Genomic DNA, 15,900 nt, shown 5'->3' with positions numbered 1-15,900 from the left:
GGCGGAGTGCGGGGTCGCCTCCGGCGTGTCAGTCCACCGGCAGCGCGTAGAAGGTCCGCTCTCGCTGGACGACGAGATTCCGGCCGCCGCCACCGGACAGGGGCACATAGCGGGGGCCGCCCGGGACGTCCTTCACGCCCGCCTCCTGGAACTTCCACAGCCGCCTGCCGTCGCGCGCGGCGAACGCGGTGAGCTGCGCGCCGTCGCCCGCGAGCACCGTGGCGCCGCTCGCGCTGAGGGCGGTGCCGGGGACGCCGTTCCAGACGGGCGCCTCGGTGGAGCGCCGCCACTGCTGGCGGCCGGTGGCGGTGTCGATCGCGCACACCTGCTGGTAGCGGTTGGCGACGTACAGCACCGGGCCGCGCAGGATCCCCTTGCCGAAGGGGAAGATTCCGGTTTGGCCGGCCGCCGGGGTGGCGGCGGCCAGCCGCCACAGCCGTGCGCCGGTGCGGCTGGTGAAGGCGTGCACCTCGCCCGCCGCCGCGGCGAACAGCCTCCCCGTCGTATCGCCGACGACCGCGGCGGCAGGCACCACGCCGGGCAGCGGCAGCGACTGGCGCAGCTTGCCCGTCTTCCGGTCGAACGCGAGCAGCACCGACGCGCCTTTGGACGCGGCGCGCTGCGCGGGGGTGAGGGACGCCGCGTCCTGCCGTACGACGATGTCGGCGGGGCGGACGGCGATCAGGTCGTACCGGGGGATGCGCGGGGGGAGGCCGTTCGTGACCGGGGTGCGCCACAGCCACTTGCGCGCGACGAGGTCGTACGCGAGGAAGTACGCGGCGAGCGCGGCGCCCTTCTTCACGTGGCCGGTCATCCAGAGCGTGCTGCCTTCCCAGCCGGTGATGCTCCCGAGGGTCAGGGTCTCGCCAGGGCCGGCGAGGGTGGTCTTGGCGACCCGGTGCCTGATCTGCCCGTTCAGCGCGGAGATCCACAGGAACTGGGTGGGGCCGTCGACGAGACAGAGCGCGTCGTCGACGGGCACGGCGCGGGAGAGCGAGGCGGCTTCCTTGAGCTGCCAGAGCCGGCGTCCGGTGCGCAGGTCCACGCCGACGGCCTGGTCACCGCCGGTCAGCACGAGCACGCGGTCGCGCCAGACGGTGGCACTGGGCGGCGCGTCGCCCTCCTTGCCGGGCTGCTCGTACCGCCACGCGGGCTCCGGCGGCATTCCCGTGACGCGGGTGCGCCGGGGAGCGGGGCGGGCGTTGGGGGCGGCCTCTGATTCCCCGTCAGCGACGGCGTACACCCCACCGCCGCCGAGGGCGATTCCGGCGAGCCCGGCGGCGATGCCTACGAGCAGGGCCCGCCGGTCGGGCTTGGCGGAAGCGGGGGCGGAGGCGGGGGCAAGGGCGGGGATGGGCGCCGGTGCGAATGCGGGTACGGGCATGGCCTGCGGCATGGGCGGAGCGCTTCGCGCGGCGGGCAGCGCGAGGGCGGCGGTCATCCGGTCACCGGGCGTCGCGTTCGGCACGGGGACGCTGCCGTCGGCCTGCGGGTGCCCGCCGAACGGGTGCGGGCCCGGGGCCTGGCCAGGTACGCCGACGCCCACGGGTTCGGCCACGGCGCCTGCCGTGTGCTGCGGCACCACCACACCGTGCGGAACGACCACACCGAGGGTGAGCCCCTCCACCGCTCCCGCCTGTGACTCCACCGCCTTCACCAGGCTCGGTGGCAGCCAGCCGTCCCTGGCCAGTGCCGCCGCGCCCTCCAGAGCCAAGGTCGCCGCCGCAGTGCTCGCCGACGGGCGGTCCTGAGGGAGCTTGGACAGGCAGCTCGCCACCAGCGGGCGCAACTCGGCCGGCACCCCGCCCAGCTCCGGCTCGCCGTGCGCGATGCCGTCCGCGTCGCCCAGCGGGGTGGTGCCCGTCGCCGCGTACGCGAGAAGCAGACCCAGGACGAAGATGTCGGACGCCGGGCCCGGCTCCGAACCCGTCGACTGTTCCGGGGTCAGATAGCCGAGCTGTACGGACAGTTGCCCGCCCGGGCCCGCCTGGGCCACCGCCGCCGCGCCCAGCGCCCCGAAGGCCGTGAGCCGGGGGCCGTCCGCCGCCAGCAGCACGGTGTCGGGGGCCAGGCCGTGCAGCACCGCACCCGTGGCGTGCACCCGGGACAGGGTCTCCGCCAGCGCCGCGCCCAGTATCCGAACGGCCCGCTCCGGCAGCGGGCCGGCCAGCGCGATCGCCTCGCGCAGCGTCAGCGCCGGGATGTACGCGCTCGCCGTCCACAGTTCTTCGTCGGTGCCGGATCCGAGCGGCTCGGGCACCCACCCGCCGGCCAGCCGTTCCGCGGTCCGCGCCTCGGCCTGGAAGCGGCGCCGGAACGCCGGCACCGCGGCCAGCTCGGGCCTGGCGGCCGAGACGATCACGGTCGTGCCGTCTGGCCCCTGCGCCAGATAGCGGACGCTGCTCGCCGACTCCCACAAGCGCGCCAGCGTGGCGTAGGGGCCGAACTGGCGCGGATCGTCCTGCTGCAGCGGCTCCATGGCGAGCATCCCCCCTGGCGAAACGGTCCTCGCGATCTTATGGCGCACCGTTCGGCTTCGACCAGGGCCACTTGAGCGCGCGTCGCACCGCGCCCTCGGGGGCGTACTCGTACTTCCAGCCGCGCCGCAGACCGAGCCGCTTGGAGTAGCCCGCGGGGACGCGCCGGTATGCGTACACCGTCGGCGGCGTGCCGTCGTCGTTCGGCACGGGGACCTCGTACCACTTCGGGGGATGCCCGGTCGGCCCGACCAGAACCGGCAGCACGCGCCCGTCCAGCGGCCCGCCCACGAAGGGGGTGTTCTCACTTCTCACACCATCAGTCTCACGCAGGCCCGCCGCGCCGCCGGCACCGGGCGCGCCGCCGTCCGGTGGATGGAGCTGAATGGCCATGACGTGGGCCCGTTGGAGTGCTGTCCCGGAGCCGCTCGGTCGGCGCCGTTGACGCCCCACGGGGGGTGGCGTATCACTTTCGGCTAGTGCCGTAACTCCCGTTCCTTTCGGAGGTGTTACCCCTGTGACGACGCGACGAGCGTTTCTCGCCGGCTCGACCGCAGCACTGTCCGCCTCTGTACTGTCGTTAGCAGCTCCGAGCACCGCGTCCGCCGAGGAGGCGCTGATGCGCGACCCCGTATCGCTGGGTGTACCGCTCGCCGACGTCCTGCTTCTGGGCGGCACCGTCGCTCCGGGGCCGGGCGGCAAACCGGCCCTGTGGAACGTGTCGACGGGCAAGCCCGCCTATCTCAACGCCATCAACCCGGCCACCGGAGAACAGCTGGTCAGCGCGCCCCTCACCGGAGCCGACGGCTCCTGGGCCGTCGCCGCCGCGCCCGACGGGGTGTACGCCGGGACCTACGGCAACGCTCATCTCTACCGCTGGCGGCCCGGCGCCGGCGACGTCGCAGAGGACCTCGGCCTGCCGATCGCCGCGCAGACCTTCATCTGGTCGCTGACCTCCGACGCCGACGGCAAGATCTGGGGCGGCACCTTCCCCGGCGGAAAGGTCTTCCGCTTCGACCCGGCGACCAAGGAGTACACCAACTTCGGGCAGGTGGTCGCGGGTCAGACGTATGTGCGGAGCATCGCCTGCGCCGGCGGCAAGGTCTACTCCGGCTCGTACGCCGCGGCACACATCGCCGAGCTGGACCCGGCGACCGGCTCGGTCACCGAACTCCCCAAGCCGCCCGGCCTCAGCACCATAGAGGGCAAGGCCGTGTACGACCTGGACGCTCTGGGCGGACGGCTGTACGCGCGGATCGGCTCCGACCTGCCGGGTCCGCTCTTCGTCTACGACCTCGCCGCGCGCGCCTGGACCGATGAGATCCCCGACGCACACGGTCTGAAGATCGCCCCGCCCGACTCCGGCGGCGGCATCCACCTCATCCAGCGGGGCGAACTGCGCCGCTACGACCCGGCCACCAAACAGCTCACCGGCACCGGCCTGACCCTCACCGGCAAGGTGCAGAACACCCGGTCCATCGGCTGGGCCGAGCTGGGCGTCGCGGACTATCCGGGGCGCAGCGTCGTCGGCACGCTCTGGCGCGGCGAGATGTTCCGCTACAACCCCACCACCGGAGCGCACGCGATCCTGGAGACCAAGGTCCGCAAGGAGCCCATAGAGATCCTGGCGGTGGCCGGGGGCGGGCGCAGAACCGTCTACGCCGGCGGGTTCCTCAACGGCGGCCTGGGCGCGGTCCGTACGGACACCGGGGCCTCTTCGTTCCACCGCTTCGCGCAGATCGAATCGATCCTTCAGTCCTCGGACGGCTCGGTCTGGCTTGGCGTCTACCCCGAGTCCAGGCTCTACCGCTACCGGCCCGACAAGCCCTGGAACAGCCCCGAGTACTCACCCGGCGGCCCGCCGGGGACCACCCCCAACCCCGAGCTGATCTTCAACCTGGGGCCACAGTTGCAGGCCCGCAGCAAATGCCTCGCCGAGGCGGATGACGGGAAGGTCGCCGTGGGCACCGTCCCGTCCGGCGACCGGCTCGGCGGCGGGCTCGCCATCTACGATCCGTCATCCCGGGACTGGCAGTTCACCCGCAATGTCTCGCAGGACCAGAGCCTCTTCGCGCTCGCCGCGTACGACGGTGTGGTCTACGGCGGCGGGTCCGTGACCGGCGGGCTCAGCACCACGCCGCCCACGAGGAAGGCGGGTGCGGTCTTCGCCTGGGACGTGGACCGCGGCCAGAAGCTCTGGGAGTTCGAGCCGGTCAGCACGGAGGGGACGGTCAGCGCGCTGGCCATCGGCCCCGACCGGAAGCTGTGGGGGCTCGCCGGGCACACGCTCTTCGCCGTCGACCGGCAGAGCCAGCAGATCGTTCACCGCTATGAGCTGGGCACCAGGAGCACGGGCGGCTCGATAGTGGTGTCGCGCTCGAAGCTGTACGTGAGCGTGGACGGCGGCTTGATATACCGCATCGATCCGTTCGCCCCGCATCGCGACCCGGTGCTGATCGTCGCGTATCCGCACCGGCGGCTGACGGGGCATCAGGACGGGCGGTTGTACTTCAACCGTGTCGCCGAGCTGTTCGTCGTCGATCCCCGGCACTGATCTCCCGGTGCTGATCTCCCGGCCGGATCACACGATCTGATCGCCAGATCTGAACCCCGGTCTGACCTCGCGACATTGACCCCCCGTCATCAAGGCATTGACATGCCAAAACCGCCCGGCTAGTTTCGGCCCAGGCCGAAACTAGCCGGGCTCTGGCTCCCCTTCTCAGGCCTTCCGGAGGCCCCCATGAAGACAGGCTTCAAGCGCGCCGCCGCACCACTCGCGTTGTTCACGCTCGCCGCCCTGATCACCGGGTGCGGCGGCGACAGCAGCTCGGGGTCGAAGAAGGTCACCGTCTGGATGTACCCGGTGATCGCCGACCCCAAGGCCAACTCCGCCTACTGGACACAGATCGAGAAGGACTTCGCCAAGGCCGAGCCCGGCGTGCAGCTCACCGTGGAGCAGCAGCCGTGGGAGAACCGCGACGAGAAGCTCGCCACCGCGTTCAGCAGCGGCAAGGGCCCGGACGTCGTGCTGCTCGGCCCCGACCAGATCCCGCAGTATCTGAGCAACGGAGCCATCAGGCCGGTCGACGGGGCGCTCAAGGGCACCGAGGACAAGTTCCTGCCGGCCGCGCTCGAAGCCATGAAGCAGGACGGCAAGGTCTACGCGGCGCCGATCTACCACACCGTCACCACCACGCTCTACAACAAGAAGTTGCTGGACCAGGCGGGCATCACCAAGCCCCCGGCCACCTGGGACGAGATCAAGACGGCCGCCCCCAAACTGAAGCAGGCGGGCGCCGCGGCCCTCGACTACTCCGCGGGCAACGAAGCGACGCAGAACCTCAACTTCTACCCCCTGCTCTGGCAGGCGGGCGGCAAGGTCTTCGCCGACGACGGCAAGAAGGTCGCCTTCAACGGGCCCGAGGGCGTCGCGGCCCTCACCTTCGTCACCGACCTGTACAAATCCGGCGCGATCCCCAAGTCCGCCCTGACCAACGCCAACGTCGTCGCCGACCAGGCGCTCGGCAAGCAGCAGGCGGCGATGGGCTTCTCCAACACCCCCGCGGACGCCGCGACCGCGGCCCAGGCCTGGGGCGCGGAGAACGTCGTCGTCGGCCCGCCGCTCACCGGGGCCAAGCAGGTGACCTTCGGCATCCCAGGCGGGCTCGGCATCAACGCCAAGTCCAAGAACGTCTCCGGGTCGGAGAAGTTCCTCGCCTTCATGACGAAGCCGGAGCAGCTCCAGAGCATGGGCAAGGCAAGCGGCTTCCTCTCGCCGCGCACGGACGTCACCGTGCCGAGCGACGCCCCGCACGCCAAGGAGTTCCAGGAGGCGCTCGCCAACGCCTACCCCGGTGAGCCCAACCCCACCGCACGCCAGCTGATGTCACTGATCGCGCCCGAGATCCAGGCCGCGCTGACCGGTAAGAAGAGCCCCAAGGAAGCCCTCGACGCCGCGGCGAAGCAGGCCGACGACCTCCTGGCACGGCAGCGTTGAGTCAGACGTCCCTGACCAAGATCTCCCCGGGCGAGGTCCCTCCCCGCAAGGCCTCGCCCGGCAGGAGCTCTTTCAGCAGGGCCGTACGACGGCGAGAGGCCCGCGTCGGGCTTCTCTTCGTGGCCCCGATGCTGCTGCTGTTCATCGTCTTCCGCTTCGGACCGACCCTCGGCGCCGCGTTCCTCTCGCTCACCGACTACCGGCTGAACGGCGAATGGCAGTTCATCGGGGCCGAGAACTACACCCGTCTCCTCGACGACGACGTGTTCTGGTCCAGCCTCGGCGTCACCGCCCTGTACACCGCGTTCTTCGTGCCGCTGACCGTCCTGCTCTCCCTGGGCACGGCCCTGCTGCTGCACCGCACCGTCTGGGCGCGCGGGTTCTTCCGCGGGGTGTTCTTCCTGCCGTACGTCACCAGCATCGTGCTGGCCGCCGTCATCTGGAAGTGGATCTACGAGGTCCAGGACGGCCTGCTCAATGCCGCGCTCGGCGTCATCTCCCTCGGCCCTGTCGACTTCCTCGGCAACGAGCACCTCGTCCTGCCCTCCATCGCCGTCACCTCCGCGTGGAAGGGCTTCGGCTACTCGATGCTGATCCTGCTGGCCGGACTCCAGTCGATCCCGCAGCACGTCATCGAGGCGGCCACCATCGACGGGGCGAACGGCTGGCAGCGGTTCCGCTGGGTGACCCTCCCGCTGCTGCGGCCGGTGCTGTTCTTCGTCCTCGTCATCGAGGCCATCGGCTCCTTCCAGGTCTTCGACCAGATGTATGTGATGACGGCCGGCGGACCCGTGCGCTCCAGCTACTCGCTCGTCTATTTCCTCTACGACTCCGGCTTCAAGTTCTTCGACTTCGGCTACGCGAGCGCGATCGGCCTGGTGCTCTTCCTCGTCGTACTGATCTTCTCGCTCATCCAGCGACGGCTCATCGGAAGGGACGCGGACTGATGGCGCGGCTGCGACTGCCCGTCCTGCTGGTCCTGGTGGCGCTCGTGACCGTCATCCCCTTCGTGGTGATGGTGCTCGTCGCCTTCGCGCCGCCCGGCGGGCAGACGCTGCCGGGCGCGTTCGACCTGACCCGGGCCACCTGGCAGAACTTCTCCGACGTGCTCAGCAGCGCGGACATCATGCGCTGGGCGGTCAACTCACTGATCTACTCGGTGGTCTCCGTCGCGCTCATCCTGCTGTTCTCGTCCATGGCCGGATATGCGTTCGCGAAGAAGCGGTTCCCGGGCCGTGAAGTGCTGTTCTGGTCGTTCCTGGCGACCCTGATGGTGCCGTTCCAGGCCACCCTCATCCCGTACTACATCCTCGTCTCGGAGCTGGGCGGCGTCGACACGTACTGGGGAATGATCGTGCCTACGCTCGCCAACTCCCAGGCGGTCTTCCTCATGCGGCAGTTCATCCAGCAGCTGCCCGACGAACTCTTCGAGGCCGCGAAGATCGACGGCGCCTCGGAGTGGCGCATCTACACCACCGTCGTCATCCCGCTGATCCGGCCGGTCCTGGCGACCCTGGGCGTCTTCGTCTTCCTCTGGCACTGGAACGACTTCCTGTGGCCGCTCGTCATCGGCCAGTCCGCCGAGATGCGCACGCTCACGGTCGGCCTCGCCACCCTCGAAGGCGAGAACGTCGCGGTTAACCAGATCATGGCCGGGGCCACCATCACCGTGATCCCCTGTCTGCTCGTCTTCGGACTGCTGCAGCGCTATCTGACCGACTCGATCGCCACCACCGGCCTCAAGACATGACCGTTGTCGACATCAACCGGCTGCTCGGCCCGCTGCCGTACGACGAGGTGGCGAGCCGGGACCCGGCCGGGCTCGTCGGCGAACTCGACCGGCTGCGCATCGACAGCGCCTGCGTGGTCCACACGCATGCCGTGTACGGCGACCCGCGCGACGGCAACGAGGCGCTCACGGCCGTCGAGGAGGCCGACGGCGTACGGCTGCGCCCGGTGCCGGTGCTGATTCCCGGGCCGCTCGGCACACCACAGTGGCAGGGCGGCGCCCGGCTGGTGCGGCTGTGCCCAGGCGAACACCGCTGGTCCCTCACCGGCGGGTACGCCCTCGCCCTCGCCGCCGCGCTGGCGAAGACGCGCACCACCGTCCTGCTCGGCTGGGAGACCGTGACCGCCGCCGAGATCCATCAACTGGCGAGCGCCCTGCCGACCCTGCGGATCATCCTCACCGGCACCGGCTACCGCAGCCTGCGCGAGCTCGCCGAACTCATGGACTCGCACGTGGAGTTGTACGTGGACACCTCGACGCTCGCCGGACATCTGCAGGTCGAGTGGTTCGCCGGACGGTACGGAGCCCGCCGCGTCCTGTTCGGCACGGGCGCGCCCGTCACCGACGACGCCGGACCCCGCTACCAGCTGGACACCCTGGCGCTGCCGGACGCCGACACGGCCCTGATCGCGGGCGGCAACGCCCTGCGGCTGCTCGGCGAGGGCGAAGACCCGTGACCGTCATCGACGCCCACGGCCACCTCGGACGCTGGTCCGACTTCGCCATCCCGGACGGCTCCGCCCGCAGCCTCGTCGAGGTCATGGACCGGTGCGGCGTCGCCACCGCCTGTGTCTCGCATCTGCTCGCCGTCGGCCCCGACGCCCGCGCCGGAAACGCCCTGCTGCTCACCGAGCTCGCACAGCACCCCGGACGCCTCCTCGGTTACGCCGTCTTCAACCCGCACGATCCCGAGGCACCGGCCCGGCTGCGCGACCTGATGGACGCGCCCGGCGTCATCGGGGTCAAGCTCCACCCCGAAGTCCATGAACTCCCGCTCGACCACCGCGCCTACACCCAGGCTTTCGACATCGCCGCCGACCGCGGCCGCATCGTGCTCGCGCACAGCCAGCAGGCATCCGCCTTCTCCGAGCCGGTGCGCTTTTCGGCCGTGGCCCCCCGCTACCCGGAACTGCCGCTTCTGATGGGTCACTCGGGCCTGTGGACCAGCGGCTTCGCACCCGCCGCCGAAGCCGCGGCCCGCTGCCCCAATCTGGTCCTGGAGACCTGCGGCTCCCGGATGACCGCCCGCCATCTTCTGCGGCTGGTCGCCGAGACCGGGGCCGAGCGCATCGCCTTCGGCTCCGACGCCGTCTTCCTCGATCTGCGGGTGGGGCTCGGGCGCGTACTGCTCGCCGACCTCGACGAGGCCGACCGGGCGCAGATTCTGCACGGCACCATGGACCGCCTGCTGAAGGGCCTGAAATGACGCCCGTGCGCACCGAAGGGTGGCCGCAGTGGCCGCCGCCGGCCGGCGAGGAGCAGCGCGAGCGGCTGCTGCGGGTGCTGGAGAGCGGAGAGTGGGGAGCGACCGCGGGCAGCGAGACCGAGTCCTTCGCAGCGGCCTTTGCTGAGAGCGTCGGCGCTTCTTACGGCGTCTGCACGGTCAATGGCACAGTGGCGCTCTTCCTGGCGCTGCGCGCGCTCGGGGTGCGGCCGGGTGACGAAGTGATCGTGCCCGCCTATACGTTCGTGGCCAGCGCCACCGCGGTGGTGCTGGCGGGGGCCCGGCCCGTTGTCGCCGACGTACTGCCCGAGACCCTGCACCTGGATCCGGCGGCGGCGCGGCGGCTCGTGGGACCACGGACCCGGGCCGTCATGCCGGTGCATCTGGCGGGCGCGCCTGCCGACACCGAGGCGCTGCGCTCCTGGGGTATCCCGGTGGTGGAGGACGCGGCCCAGGCGCACGGTGCGCGGCGGCACGGACGGGCGGCCGGGAGCCTCGGGGACGCGGGCTGTTTCAGCTTCCAGTCCAGCAAGGCGATGACCGCGGGGGAGGGCGGCATCGTGGTGACGGACGACCGGCGCACGTACGAGCGGCTGTGGTCGCTGCACAATGTCGGCCGCCGCCGGGACGGGGGCTGGTACGAGCACCCGGAACTGGGCTGGAATCTGCGGATGACGGAGTTCCAGGCCGCTGTGCTGTATCCCCAACTGCCCATGCTCGACCAGCAGTTGGCGCACCGGGCGGCACGGGCGGCGACGCTGGGGGCGGCTCTGCAGGAGGTAGAGGGCCTGGATCTGATCGGGTCCCCTGACGGCACCACCCGGCACACCTGGCATCTGGCCATGCTGCGTTATGACCCGGCGGCCTTCGGCGGCCACCCCAAGGCGGCGCTCCTGGAGGCCATGACCGCTCAGGGCATCCCGCTGGACGCCGGCTACCGCTCCCTGTCGCGCGAGCCCTGCACCGGGGGCGGGCCGTGCCCGGTCGCAGAGGCGGCCGAGGACACGGTCGTCTGGGTGCGCCAGCCGATGCTGATGGCCGACGACGCGGCCATGGCGGACATCGCACGCGCCGCGCTCCTGGTCCAGCAGGCTTTCCGGCAGCGCCCGTTCAGCCGTTGAGACGCGGCAGCACCTCGGACCCGAACGCCTCGATCGCGCTCAGGGCGTCCTTCTGCGGCATGCCCGGCGGCTGGATACGCAGCACCACACCGTCGGCGCCCATCTCGCCGTAAGCCCCCAGACGCTGGACGCACTGGTCCACCGAGCCGATCACGGAGCGCGCCTCGATGTCGTCCCACTGCTGCGCGTAGCGCGCGGCATCGGCGGAGGTGCGCTTCCAGTCGCCGTAGGCGTCGTACAGACCGCGCAGCGGGGCCTCCAGGGCGGAGCGGGCCTGCTGCGAAGAGGGCGCGGCGTAGCCCTCGCGGCAGATGATGACCTCCGCGCCCAGACTCGCCGCGCCGCGCGGGTAGGAGCGGTACTCCGCGATCTTTTCCGGGAGTTCGGAGTCGAGTTCGTTGAAGGAGGTCGTCCAGCCGTCGCACATCCGGGCCGTGCGCTCCAGCGCCGCCGACACCCGCCCGCCGTTCCAGATCCGGGGGCGCGGGGACTGCACCGGACGCGGCGACAGGAAGGCCTCGTCCACCGAGGTCCAGCGGCCGTGGTGGGTGACCTCGTCCTCCGTCCACAGCCGGGTGACAAGCTCCAGGCACTCCTCGAAGCGCGACACGCGCTCGCGCGGCTGGGTGCCGTACAGAGTGAACTCCTCGGGCCGGTATCCGAGTACGAATCCCGCCGTGAGCCGCCCTCCTGACAGCACGTCGATGTGCGCGAGGGTCTCGGCCAGCCACACCGGCTGGTAGACGGGCGCGATCAGCCCGGCCGTCGCGAGGCCGATCCGCTCGGTGTGCGCGGCGAGATACGCCAGGGAGGTGAGGGCCTCGTGGTATCCGGGCCGGTGCAGATGCCGTTCGCCCAGCACCACCCAGTCGAATCCGGCCTGTTCGGCAAGGAACACCTGTTCCACCGCGTCGGCGAGCCGGGGCCGGTCGGCCTTGTCCGCGTAGAGATTGACGTACAGGCCGAGACGCATGGCGCGCTTGGGCATTCTCGCTGGCCTTTCCTTTACGGTCCGGGCCGTAAAGGCTAGCGTGTCGACAACGACCGCAACAGACGGGAGAGATCGCTCATGTCTGCGACGGAGAACCTGGTGCGCAGGCTGCGCGGTGCCGTACTGCCCGCGGTGGCCACACCCATGGATCTCCGGGGAGTCGTGGACCTGGACGCGCTGCGCGGATACGCGGAGCGGATCGCGGCCGCCCGGATCGGCGGCGTCGCGGTATGGGCCCATACGGGCCGCGGTCTTCATCTCTCCGAACCCGACCGACAGCAGGTGCTGAGCATCTGGCGGGAGGCGGTCGAAGGGCCGATCGTGGCAGGCGTGGGGGTGCCACGATCGGTCCGCCCCAGGACCCTGCAGGAGGCCGTGTCCGCCACGGTCGCCATGGCCGTGCATGCGGCGGAGGGCGGTGCGGACGCGGTCATGGTCTATCCGCTCGCGCAGCTCGATGGGGACGACGACGAGGCCGTACGGCTGCACGAGAGCGTGGCCGCGGAGAGCGGGCTGCCCGTGCTCGGCTTCTTCCTGCACGGCGAGGCGGGAGGCTATCCGTATCCGCCGGCGCTGATCCGCCGACTGATGGCCCTGCCGTCGGCCGCGGGGATCAAACTCGCCACCCTGGACCGGGCGATGGCGTGCCAGGACGCGATCCGCGCGACCGAGGAGAGCGGAAAGCTGGTGGTCACCGGCGAGGACCGGATGTTCGGCCCGTCCCTGATGTGGGGCGCGGACTCGGCACTGGTGGGCATCGCGGCGGCGCGGGTCGGCCTGACGAGCGCGGTGCTGGACGCCTGGCGCGCGGGCGACCACGCCGGTTTCGTGCGCGCGTCGGGTCGCCTGGACCGGTTCGCGGAGGCGACGTTCCTGGCGCCCATCGAGGGGTATGTGCAGCGGATGCTGTGGGCGGCGGTGTGGGAGGGGCTGCTTCCGGAGTCGGCGGCGTGTGATCCGTACGGGCCGGGGTTGGCTGTGGGGGAGCGGCGGGTGGTGGTGGACTGCCTGGAGGAGCTGGCAAAGGAGCCGGACGAGGCCTGAGGCGGGGGCCGCCTGAACCGGTGCTCAGCCCCGGGCCCCGCGCCTCAATCGCCGGCGGGGCTGTTTCGGGCTCGGCCCCGGACCCAGCGCCTCAGACGCCGACGAGGCTTGTTTCGGGGCTCCGCCCCGGACCCCGCGCCTCAAACGCCGGCGGGGCTGAATTTCGCGTCCGGGACCGCGCCCTCAACGTCGGCGGGGCTTGATTTCGCGTCCGGGTCCGCGCCTCGAACTCCCCCCGGACGAAGTCTGAGATTGAGGACAAAGCCCGAAGGGCGTACGGGGTCCGGGGCGGAGCCACGGTTACGGGAAGGGGCGGGGTGGGGAAAGAACCCCCTCCAAGCCGAACAGCCCCACCGCGTTCCGCCACAACACCCCCTCCCGCTCCTCAAACGAAAAGCCCGCATCCCGGACCACCCCCAGCGACACCGACGGATCGATCAGCGTCGAGTCCGTCCCGAACAGCAGCCGCTCCACCGGCACCCCCGCCGCCCGCGCGTAGTCGATCCGGCCGGCGTCCGTGACCGTACGGCAGTGTTCGAGGTAGAGCCGGTCGCACGCCGCCGCCGCGTGCGCGGCCTCGCGCCAGGCGTCGCCGCCCGCGTGGCCCATGATGATCCGCAGCCGCGGCCGGCTCTCCAGCAGCTCGGGCAGCAGCGCGACCTCCGGGCCCCAGGTGTGCAGCAGCAGCGGCACCCCCGCCTCGTCGACAACGTCGAAGGCCTCGGCCATCTCCCGCGTGCCGATCAGCCGCCCCGGATAGTGGGTGTGGATCTTCGCGCCGACGAACCGGCCGGTGTCCAGGCAGCGCCGCAGATCCTCGGCGCTCTCCTCGATACGGTTCGGGTTCACCACGGCGTAGCCGAGCAGCCGCGGGTGCACGGCCAGCACCTCGCGCAGCGCGGCGTTGCCCGCCACGGCGTCGTACACCACCGCCTCGGCGGCCGACACCAGTTGCAGATCGATGCCGTACTTGTCCATCAGGCGGATGTTGAACGCCGCGTCGCCCGTGTCCATGTGGAACGGCCACGGGCCCACATGCCCATGCACATCGATGATCGGCATCAGCCCAGCAGCTCCTCGACGTTCCCGCCCGCGATCGCCGCGCGCTCGGCCTCCCCGATGCCCGCGTAGCGCAGCCGCAGCGTCTGCGGGGAGATGTCCATGAAGGGGGTGCGCGAGCCGAAGACCAGATGGCGCGCGCCCGCCGTGTCGACGACCCGCTCGATCGCGTCGGGGGCGGAGAGCAGCCGGGTGGTGGCCCGGAAACCCGGTTCGCTCCGGGCGAGGAGCAGGAAGTCGGCCAGCACATACGAGTGCACGTCGAGGAAGACGACATCCGCGCCGCGTCCGGCGAGCACCGGCCCGTAGTGGCGCGGGTCCCCGTCGTGCAGGAGGACCAGACCGCGGGCGACGGCCTGCCCGATCACATGCCGGTAGCCGGGGAAGTCCGGTTCCACGTCCTGCTGCTCGGTGAACAGCCGCAGGAAGCGCACGCCCTCCGCGTCCAGGGCGTCAAGACGATCGTCGGCGGCGAGCGCGTCCCGCAGATCCACGGTGCCGACCGGCAGCAGCTCGGGGCAGTCGGCGAGGTCCTTGACCGTACGGATGTTGCCCGCGGCGTCGTCGAAGAGCGCTCCCCGCGTCGACATGGCCAGCGCCCTGGAGACGGGGGAGCGGGCGAGGCGGGCCCTGACCTCGGCGAGGCCGATGTCGGCGTGGTGCCTGGGCCACGGGCCGTACAGCACGTCGACGTCCCAGCCGATGAGTTCCTCGGGCGCGGTCCGCAGCCAGTCGTAGTCGGTCACCGCGGTCACCGTGCGTGGGCCCGGTCGTGGACGGTGCGGATCGCGCGGGCGATGTGCTCCACGTCCGCCTCGGTGTATCCCTCGTTCCAGGGGAGGGCAAGCAGGGTCCGGCCGATCAGCTGCTCCGCCTGCGGACACAGCCCCGGCGGGTACCCCGGCAGGGCGGGATTGGCGTATAGCGGACGTTCGAGATAGCCCGGCATGGTGGGGACGCCCTCGGCCTGAAGGTCCTTTGCCCAGCGGGAGTTGTCGTCGACGAGCAGCGGGAAGAGCCACCAAGCGTGGCCCGGCAGCGGCTCGGGCACGGTGACCCGGTCGAGCCCGGCGAGCGCGGCGACGAGCTGCCCGGCCCGCTCCCGCCGCACGCGTACGACGTCCGCCACCTTGGCCAGCTGCGCGCGGGCCACCGCCGCGGTGAGCTCGGTCATCCGGTAGTTGAGGCCCATCTCGCGGTGGATCCGGCCCTCCGTGCGGTCCCAGCCCTTGTCCATGAACAGCCGCATATGGCGAGCGAGCCCGGGGTCGTCGGTGAGCGCGAGGCCGCCGTCGCCCGCGGTGATGTGCTTGTACTGCTGAAGGCTGAAGCAGGCGATGTCCCCGACCGTGCCGAGCAGCCGGCCGGTGCTGTCCTCGCCGAGCCAGGCCTGCGCACAGTCCTCGATGAGCACAAGTCCGTGCCGGTCGCAGATGGCGCGCAGCGCGTCGATGTCGGCGGCGGCGCCGAAGAGATGCACCGCGATGACGGCCTTGGTACGGGGGGTGAGCGCCGCCTCGACGGCGCCGGGGTCGAGGTTCCCGTCCTCGGGACGTACGTCGGCGAACACCACCCGGCCGCCCTGCGCGACGACCGGCGCCACCGTGCCGAAGTCCGAGAGCGGCGTGGTGATCACCTCGTCGCCCGGGCCGACCCCGGCCGCCGCGACCGCCAGATGCACCGCGGCCGTACCCGAACTGCAGGCGACCGTTTCCCCGCGGGACGGGCGGGACGGGCGCGACGGGCCGGACCCGCGGGACCCGCGGGAGTACAACCGCGTCATCTCGGCTTCAAGGGAACGTGCTTCACTGCCGAAGGCGCTGCACAGCACCGCGGAGTCCAGGACGCGCAGCACCGCGGCCCGTTCCTCCTCACCGAAGGTGCGGCCGCGCGGGCCGAGAACTGTGGGCAGCGGCATTTCCCGTTCGGGCATCGGGGCACTATCCTCTCCGCAAGCATGCGGTTATGGCCTGGGCCG

The 15,900-nt window shown here is 71.4% G+C and carries 14 protein-coding genes; 8 read left to right on the top strand and 6 right to left on the bottom strand.

What is annotated here, in order from left to right; genetic code table 11:
* Positions 1–28 precede the first annotated feature (28 nt).
* Positions 29–2,479 carry an outer membrane protein assembly factor BamB family protein gene (locus tag ACZ3H8_RS06695; RefSeq protein ID WP_467398334.1) on the bottom strand — a complete coding sequence of 817 codons (2,451 nt, stop codon included), beginning with the start codon at positions 2,477–2,479 and terminating at the stop codon, positions 29–31.
* Between the two features lie 37 nt (positions 2,480–2,516).
* On the bottom strand, positions 2,517–2,792 hold the full coding sequence (locus ACZ3H8_RS06690) for a hypothetical protein (protein WP_398984030.1): 276 nt from the start codon (positions 2,790–2,792) through the stop codon (positions 2,517–2,519).
* 202 nt (positions 2,793–2,994) lie between these two features.
* Between ACZ3H8_RS06690 and ACZ3H8_RS06685 the strand changes: the two genes are divergently transcribed.
* From ACZ3H8_RS06685 to ACZ3H8_RS06655, 7 genes are all read left to right on the top strand, one after another.
* On the top strand, positions 2,995–5,031 hold the full coding sequence (locus tag ACZ3H8_RS06685; RefSeq protein WP_467398331.1) for a Vgb family protein: 2,037 nt from the start codon (positions 2,995–2,997) through the stop codon (positions 5,029–5,031).
* A 186-nt stretch (positions 5,032–5,217) separates the two neighbouring features.
* A complete protein-coding gene (locus ACZ3H8_RS06680; RefSeq protein ID WP_467398329.1) occupies positions 5,218–6,474 on the top strand; it encodes an ABC transporter substrate-binding protein in 1,257 nt (418 codons plus the stop codon).
* On the top strand, positions 6,471–7,421 hold the full coding sequence (locus ACZ3H8_RS06675) for a carbohydrate ABC transporter permease (protein WP_467398326.1): 951 nt from the start codon (positions 6,471–6,473) through the stop codon (positions 7,419–7,421). The genes ACZ3H8_RS06680 and ACZ3H8_RS06675 overlap by 4 nt, the downstream gene beginning before the upstream one ends.
* The gene (locus ACZ3H8_RS06670) at positions 7,421–8,224 is read left to right on the top strand and encodes a carbohydrate ABC transporter permease (RefSeq protein ID WP_398984038.1); all 804 of its coding nucleotides are present in this window, start codon (positions 7,421–7,423) and stop codon (positions 8,222–8,224) included. Before ACZ3H8_RS06675 ends, ACZ3H8_RS06670 begins: the two co-directional genes overlap by 1 nt.
* Positions 8,221–8,940 carry an amidohydrolase family protein gene (locus tag ACZ3H8_RS06665; RefSeq protein ID WP_467398324.1) on the top strand — a complete coding sequence of 240 codons (720 nt, stop codon included), beginning with the start codon at positions 8,221–8,223 and terminating at the stop codon, positions 8,938–8,940. The genes ACZ3H8_RS06670 and ACZ3H8_RS06665 overlap by 4 nt, the downstream gene beginning before the upstream one ends.
* Positions 8,937–9,689 carry an amidohydrolase family protein gene (locus tag ACZ3H8_RS06660; RefSeq protein ID WP_467398321.1) on the top strand — a complete coding sequence of 251 codons (753 nt, stop codon included), beginning with the start codon at positions 8,937–8,939 and terminating at the stop codon, positions 9,687–9,689. The genes ACZ3H8_RS06665 and ACZ3H8_RS06660 overlap by 4 nt, the downstream gene beginning before the upstream one ends.
* A 5-nt stretch (positions 9,690–9,694) precedes the next feature.
* On the top strand, positions 9,695–10,828 hold the full coding sequence (locus ACZ3H8_RS06655; protein ID WP_467398319.1) for a DegT/DnrJ/EryC1/StrS family aminotransferase: 1,134 nt from the start codon (positions 9,695–9,697) through the stop codon (positions 10,826–10,828).
* Here the strand turns inward: ACZ3H8_RS06655 and ACZ3H8_RS06650 are convergent.
* A complete protein-coding gene (locus tag ACZ3H8_RS06650) occupies positions 10,818–11,816 on the bottom strand; it encodes an LLM class flavin-dependent oxidoreductase (RefSeq protein ID WP_467398317.1) in 999 nt (332 codons plus the stop codon). The genes ACZ3H8_RS06655 and ACZ3H8_RS06650 overlap by 11 nt on opposite strands.
* Positions 11,817–11,897: 81 nt before the next feature.
* Here ACZ3H8_RS06650 and ACZ3H8_RS06645 point away from each other — a divergent pair, with 81 nt between their 5' ends.
* The gene (locus ACZ3H8_RS06645) at positions 11,898–12,863 is read left to right on the top strand and encodes a dihydrodipicolinate synthase family protein (RefSeq protein ID WP_467398314.1); all 966 of its coding nucleotides are present in this window, start codon (positions 11,898–11,900) and stop codon (positions 12,861–12,863) included.
* A gap of 300 nt (positions 12,864–13,163) precedes the next feature.
* Here the strand turns inward: ACZ3H8_RS06645 and ACZ3H8_RS06640 are convergent, their stop codons facing one another.
* The 3 genes from ACZ3H8_RS06640 to ACZ3H8_RS06630 are packed head-to-tail and all read right to left on the bottom strand — an operon-like array spanning position 13,164 to position 15,855.
* Positions 13,164–13,925, bottom strand: a complete 762-nt coding sequence (locus ACZ3H8_RS06640; RefSeq protein ID WP_467398312.1) for an amidohydrolase family protein — start codon at positions 13,923–13,925, stop codon at positions 13,164–13,166.
* Positions 13,925–14,668: an amidohydrolase family protein gene (locus tag ACZ3H8_RS06635; protein WP_398984052.1), complete on the bottom strand. Its 744-nt coding sequence runs from the start codon at positions 14,666–14,668 to the stop codon at positions 13,925–13,927. Before ACZ3H8_RS06635 ends, ACZ3H8_RS06640 begins: the two co-directional genes overlap by 1 nt.
* 5 nt (positions 14,669–14,673) lie before the next feature.
* Positions 14,674–15,855, bottom strand: a complete 1,182-nt coding sequence (locus ACZ3H8_RS06630) for a DegT/DnrJ/EryC1/StrS family aminotransferase (RefSeq protein ID WP_467398307.1) — start codon at positions 15,853–15,855, stop codon at positions 14,674–14,676.
* Positions 15,856–15,900 lie beyond the last annotated feature (45 nt).

Source organism: Streptomyces sp. NPDC002868, assembly GCF_055563295.1.
This window is presented reverse-complemented; position numbering and strand designations above follow the sequence as displayed.

Bases quoted from the DNA above. Each gene is read 5' to 3' on its own strand.
- ACZ3H8_RS06695 (WP_467398334.1), bottom strand. From the start codon at position 2,479: ATGGAGCCGCTGCAGCAGGACGATCCGCGCCAGTTCGGCCCCTACGCC.
- ACZ3H8_RS06680 (WP_467398329.1), top strand. From the start codon at position 5,218: ATGAAGACAGGCTTCAAGCGCGCCGCCGCACCACTCGCGTTGTTCACG.
- ACZ3H8_RS06670 (WP_398984038.1), top strand. From the start codon at position 7,421: ATGGCGCGGCTGCGACTGCCCGTCCTGCTGGTCCTGGTGGCGCTCGTG.
- ACZ3H8_RS06665 (WP_467398324.1), top strand. From the start codon at position 8,221: ATGACCGTTGTCGACATCAACCGGCTGCTCGGCCCGCTGCCGTACGAC.
- ACZ3H8_RS06650 (WP_467398317.1), bottom strand. From the start codon at position 11,816: ATGCCCAAGCGCGCCATGCGTCTCGGCCTGTACGTCAATCTCTACGCG.
- ACZ3H8_RS06645 (WP_467398314.1), top strand. From the start codon at position 11,898: ATGTCTGCGACGGAGAACCTGGTGCGCAGGCTGCGCGGTGCCGTACTG.
- ACZ3H8_RS06640 (WP_467398312.1), bottom strand. From the start codon at position 13,925: ATGCCGATCATCGATGTGCATGGGCATGTGGGCCCGTGGCCGTTCCAC.
- ACZ3H8_RS06630 (WP_467398307.1), bottom strand. From the start codon at position 15,855: ATGCCCGAACGGGAAATGCCGCTGCCCACAGTTCTCGGCCCGCGCGGC.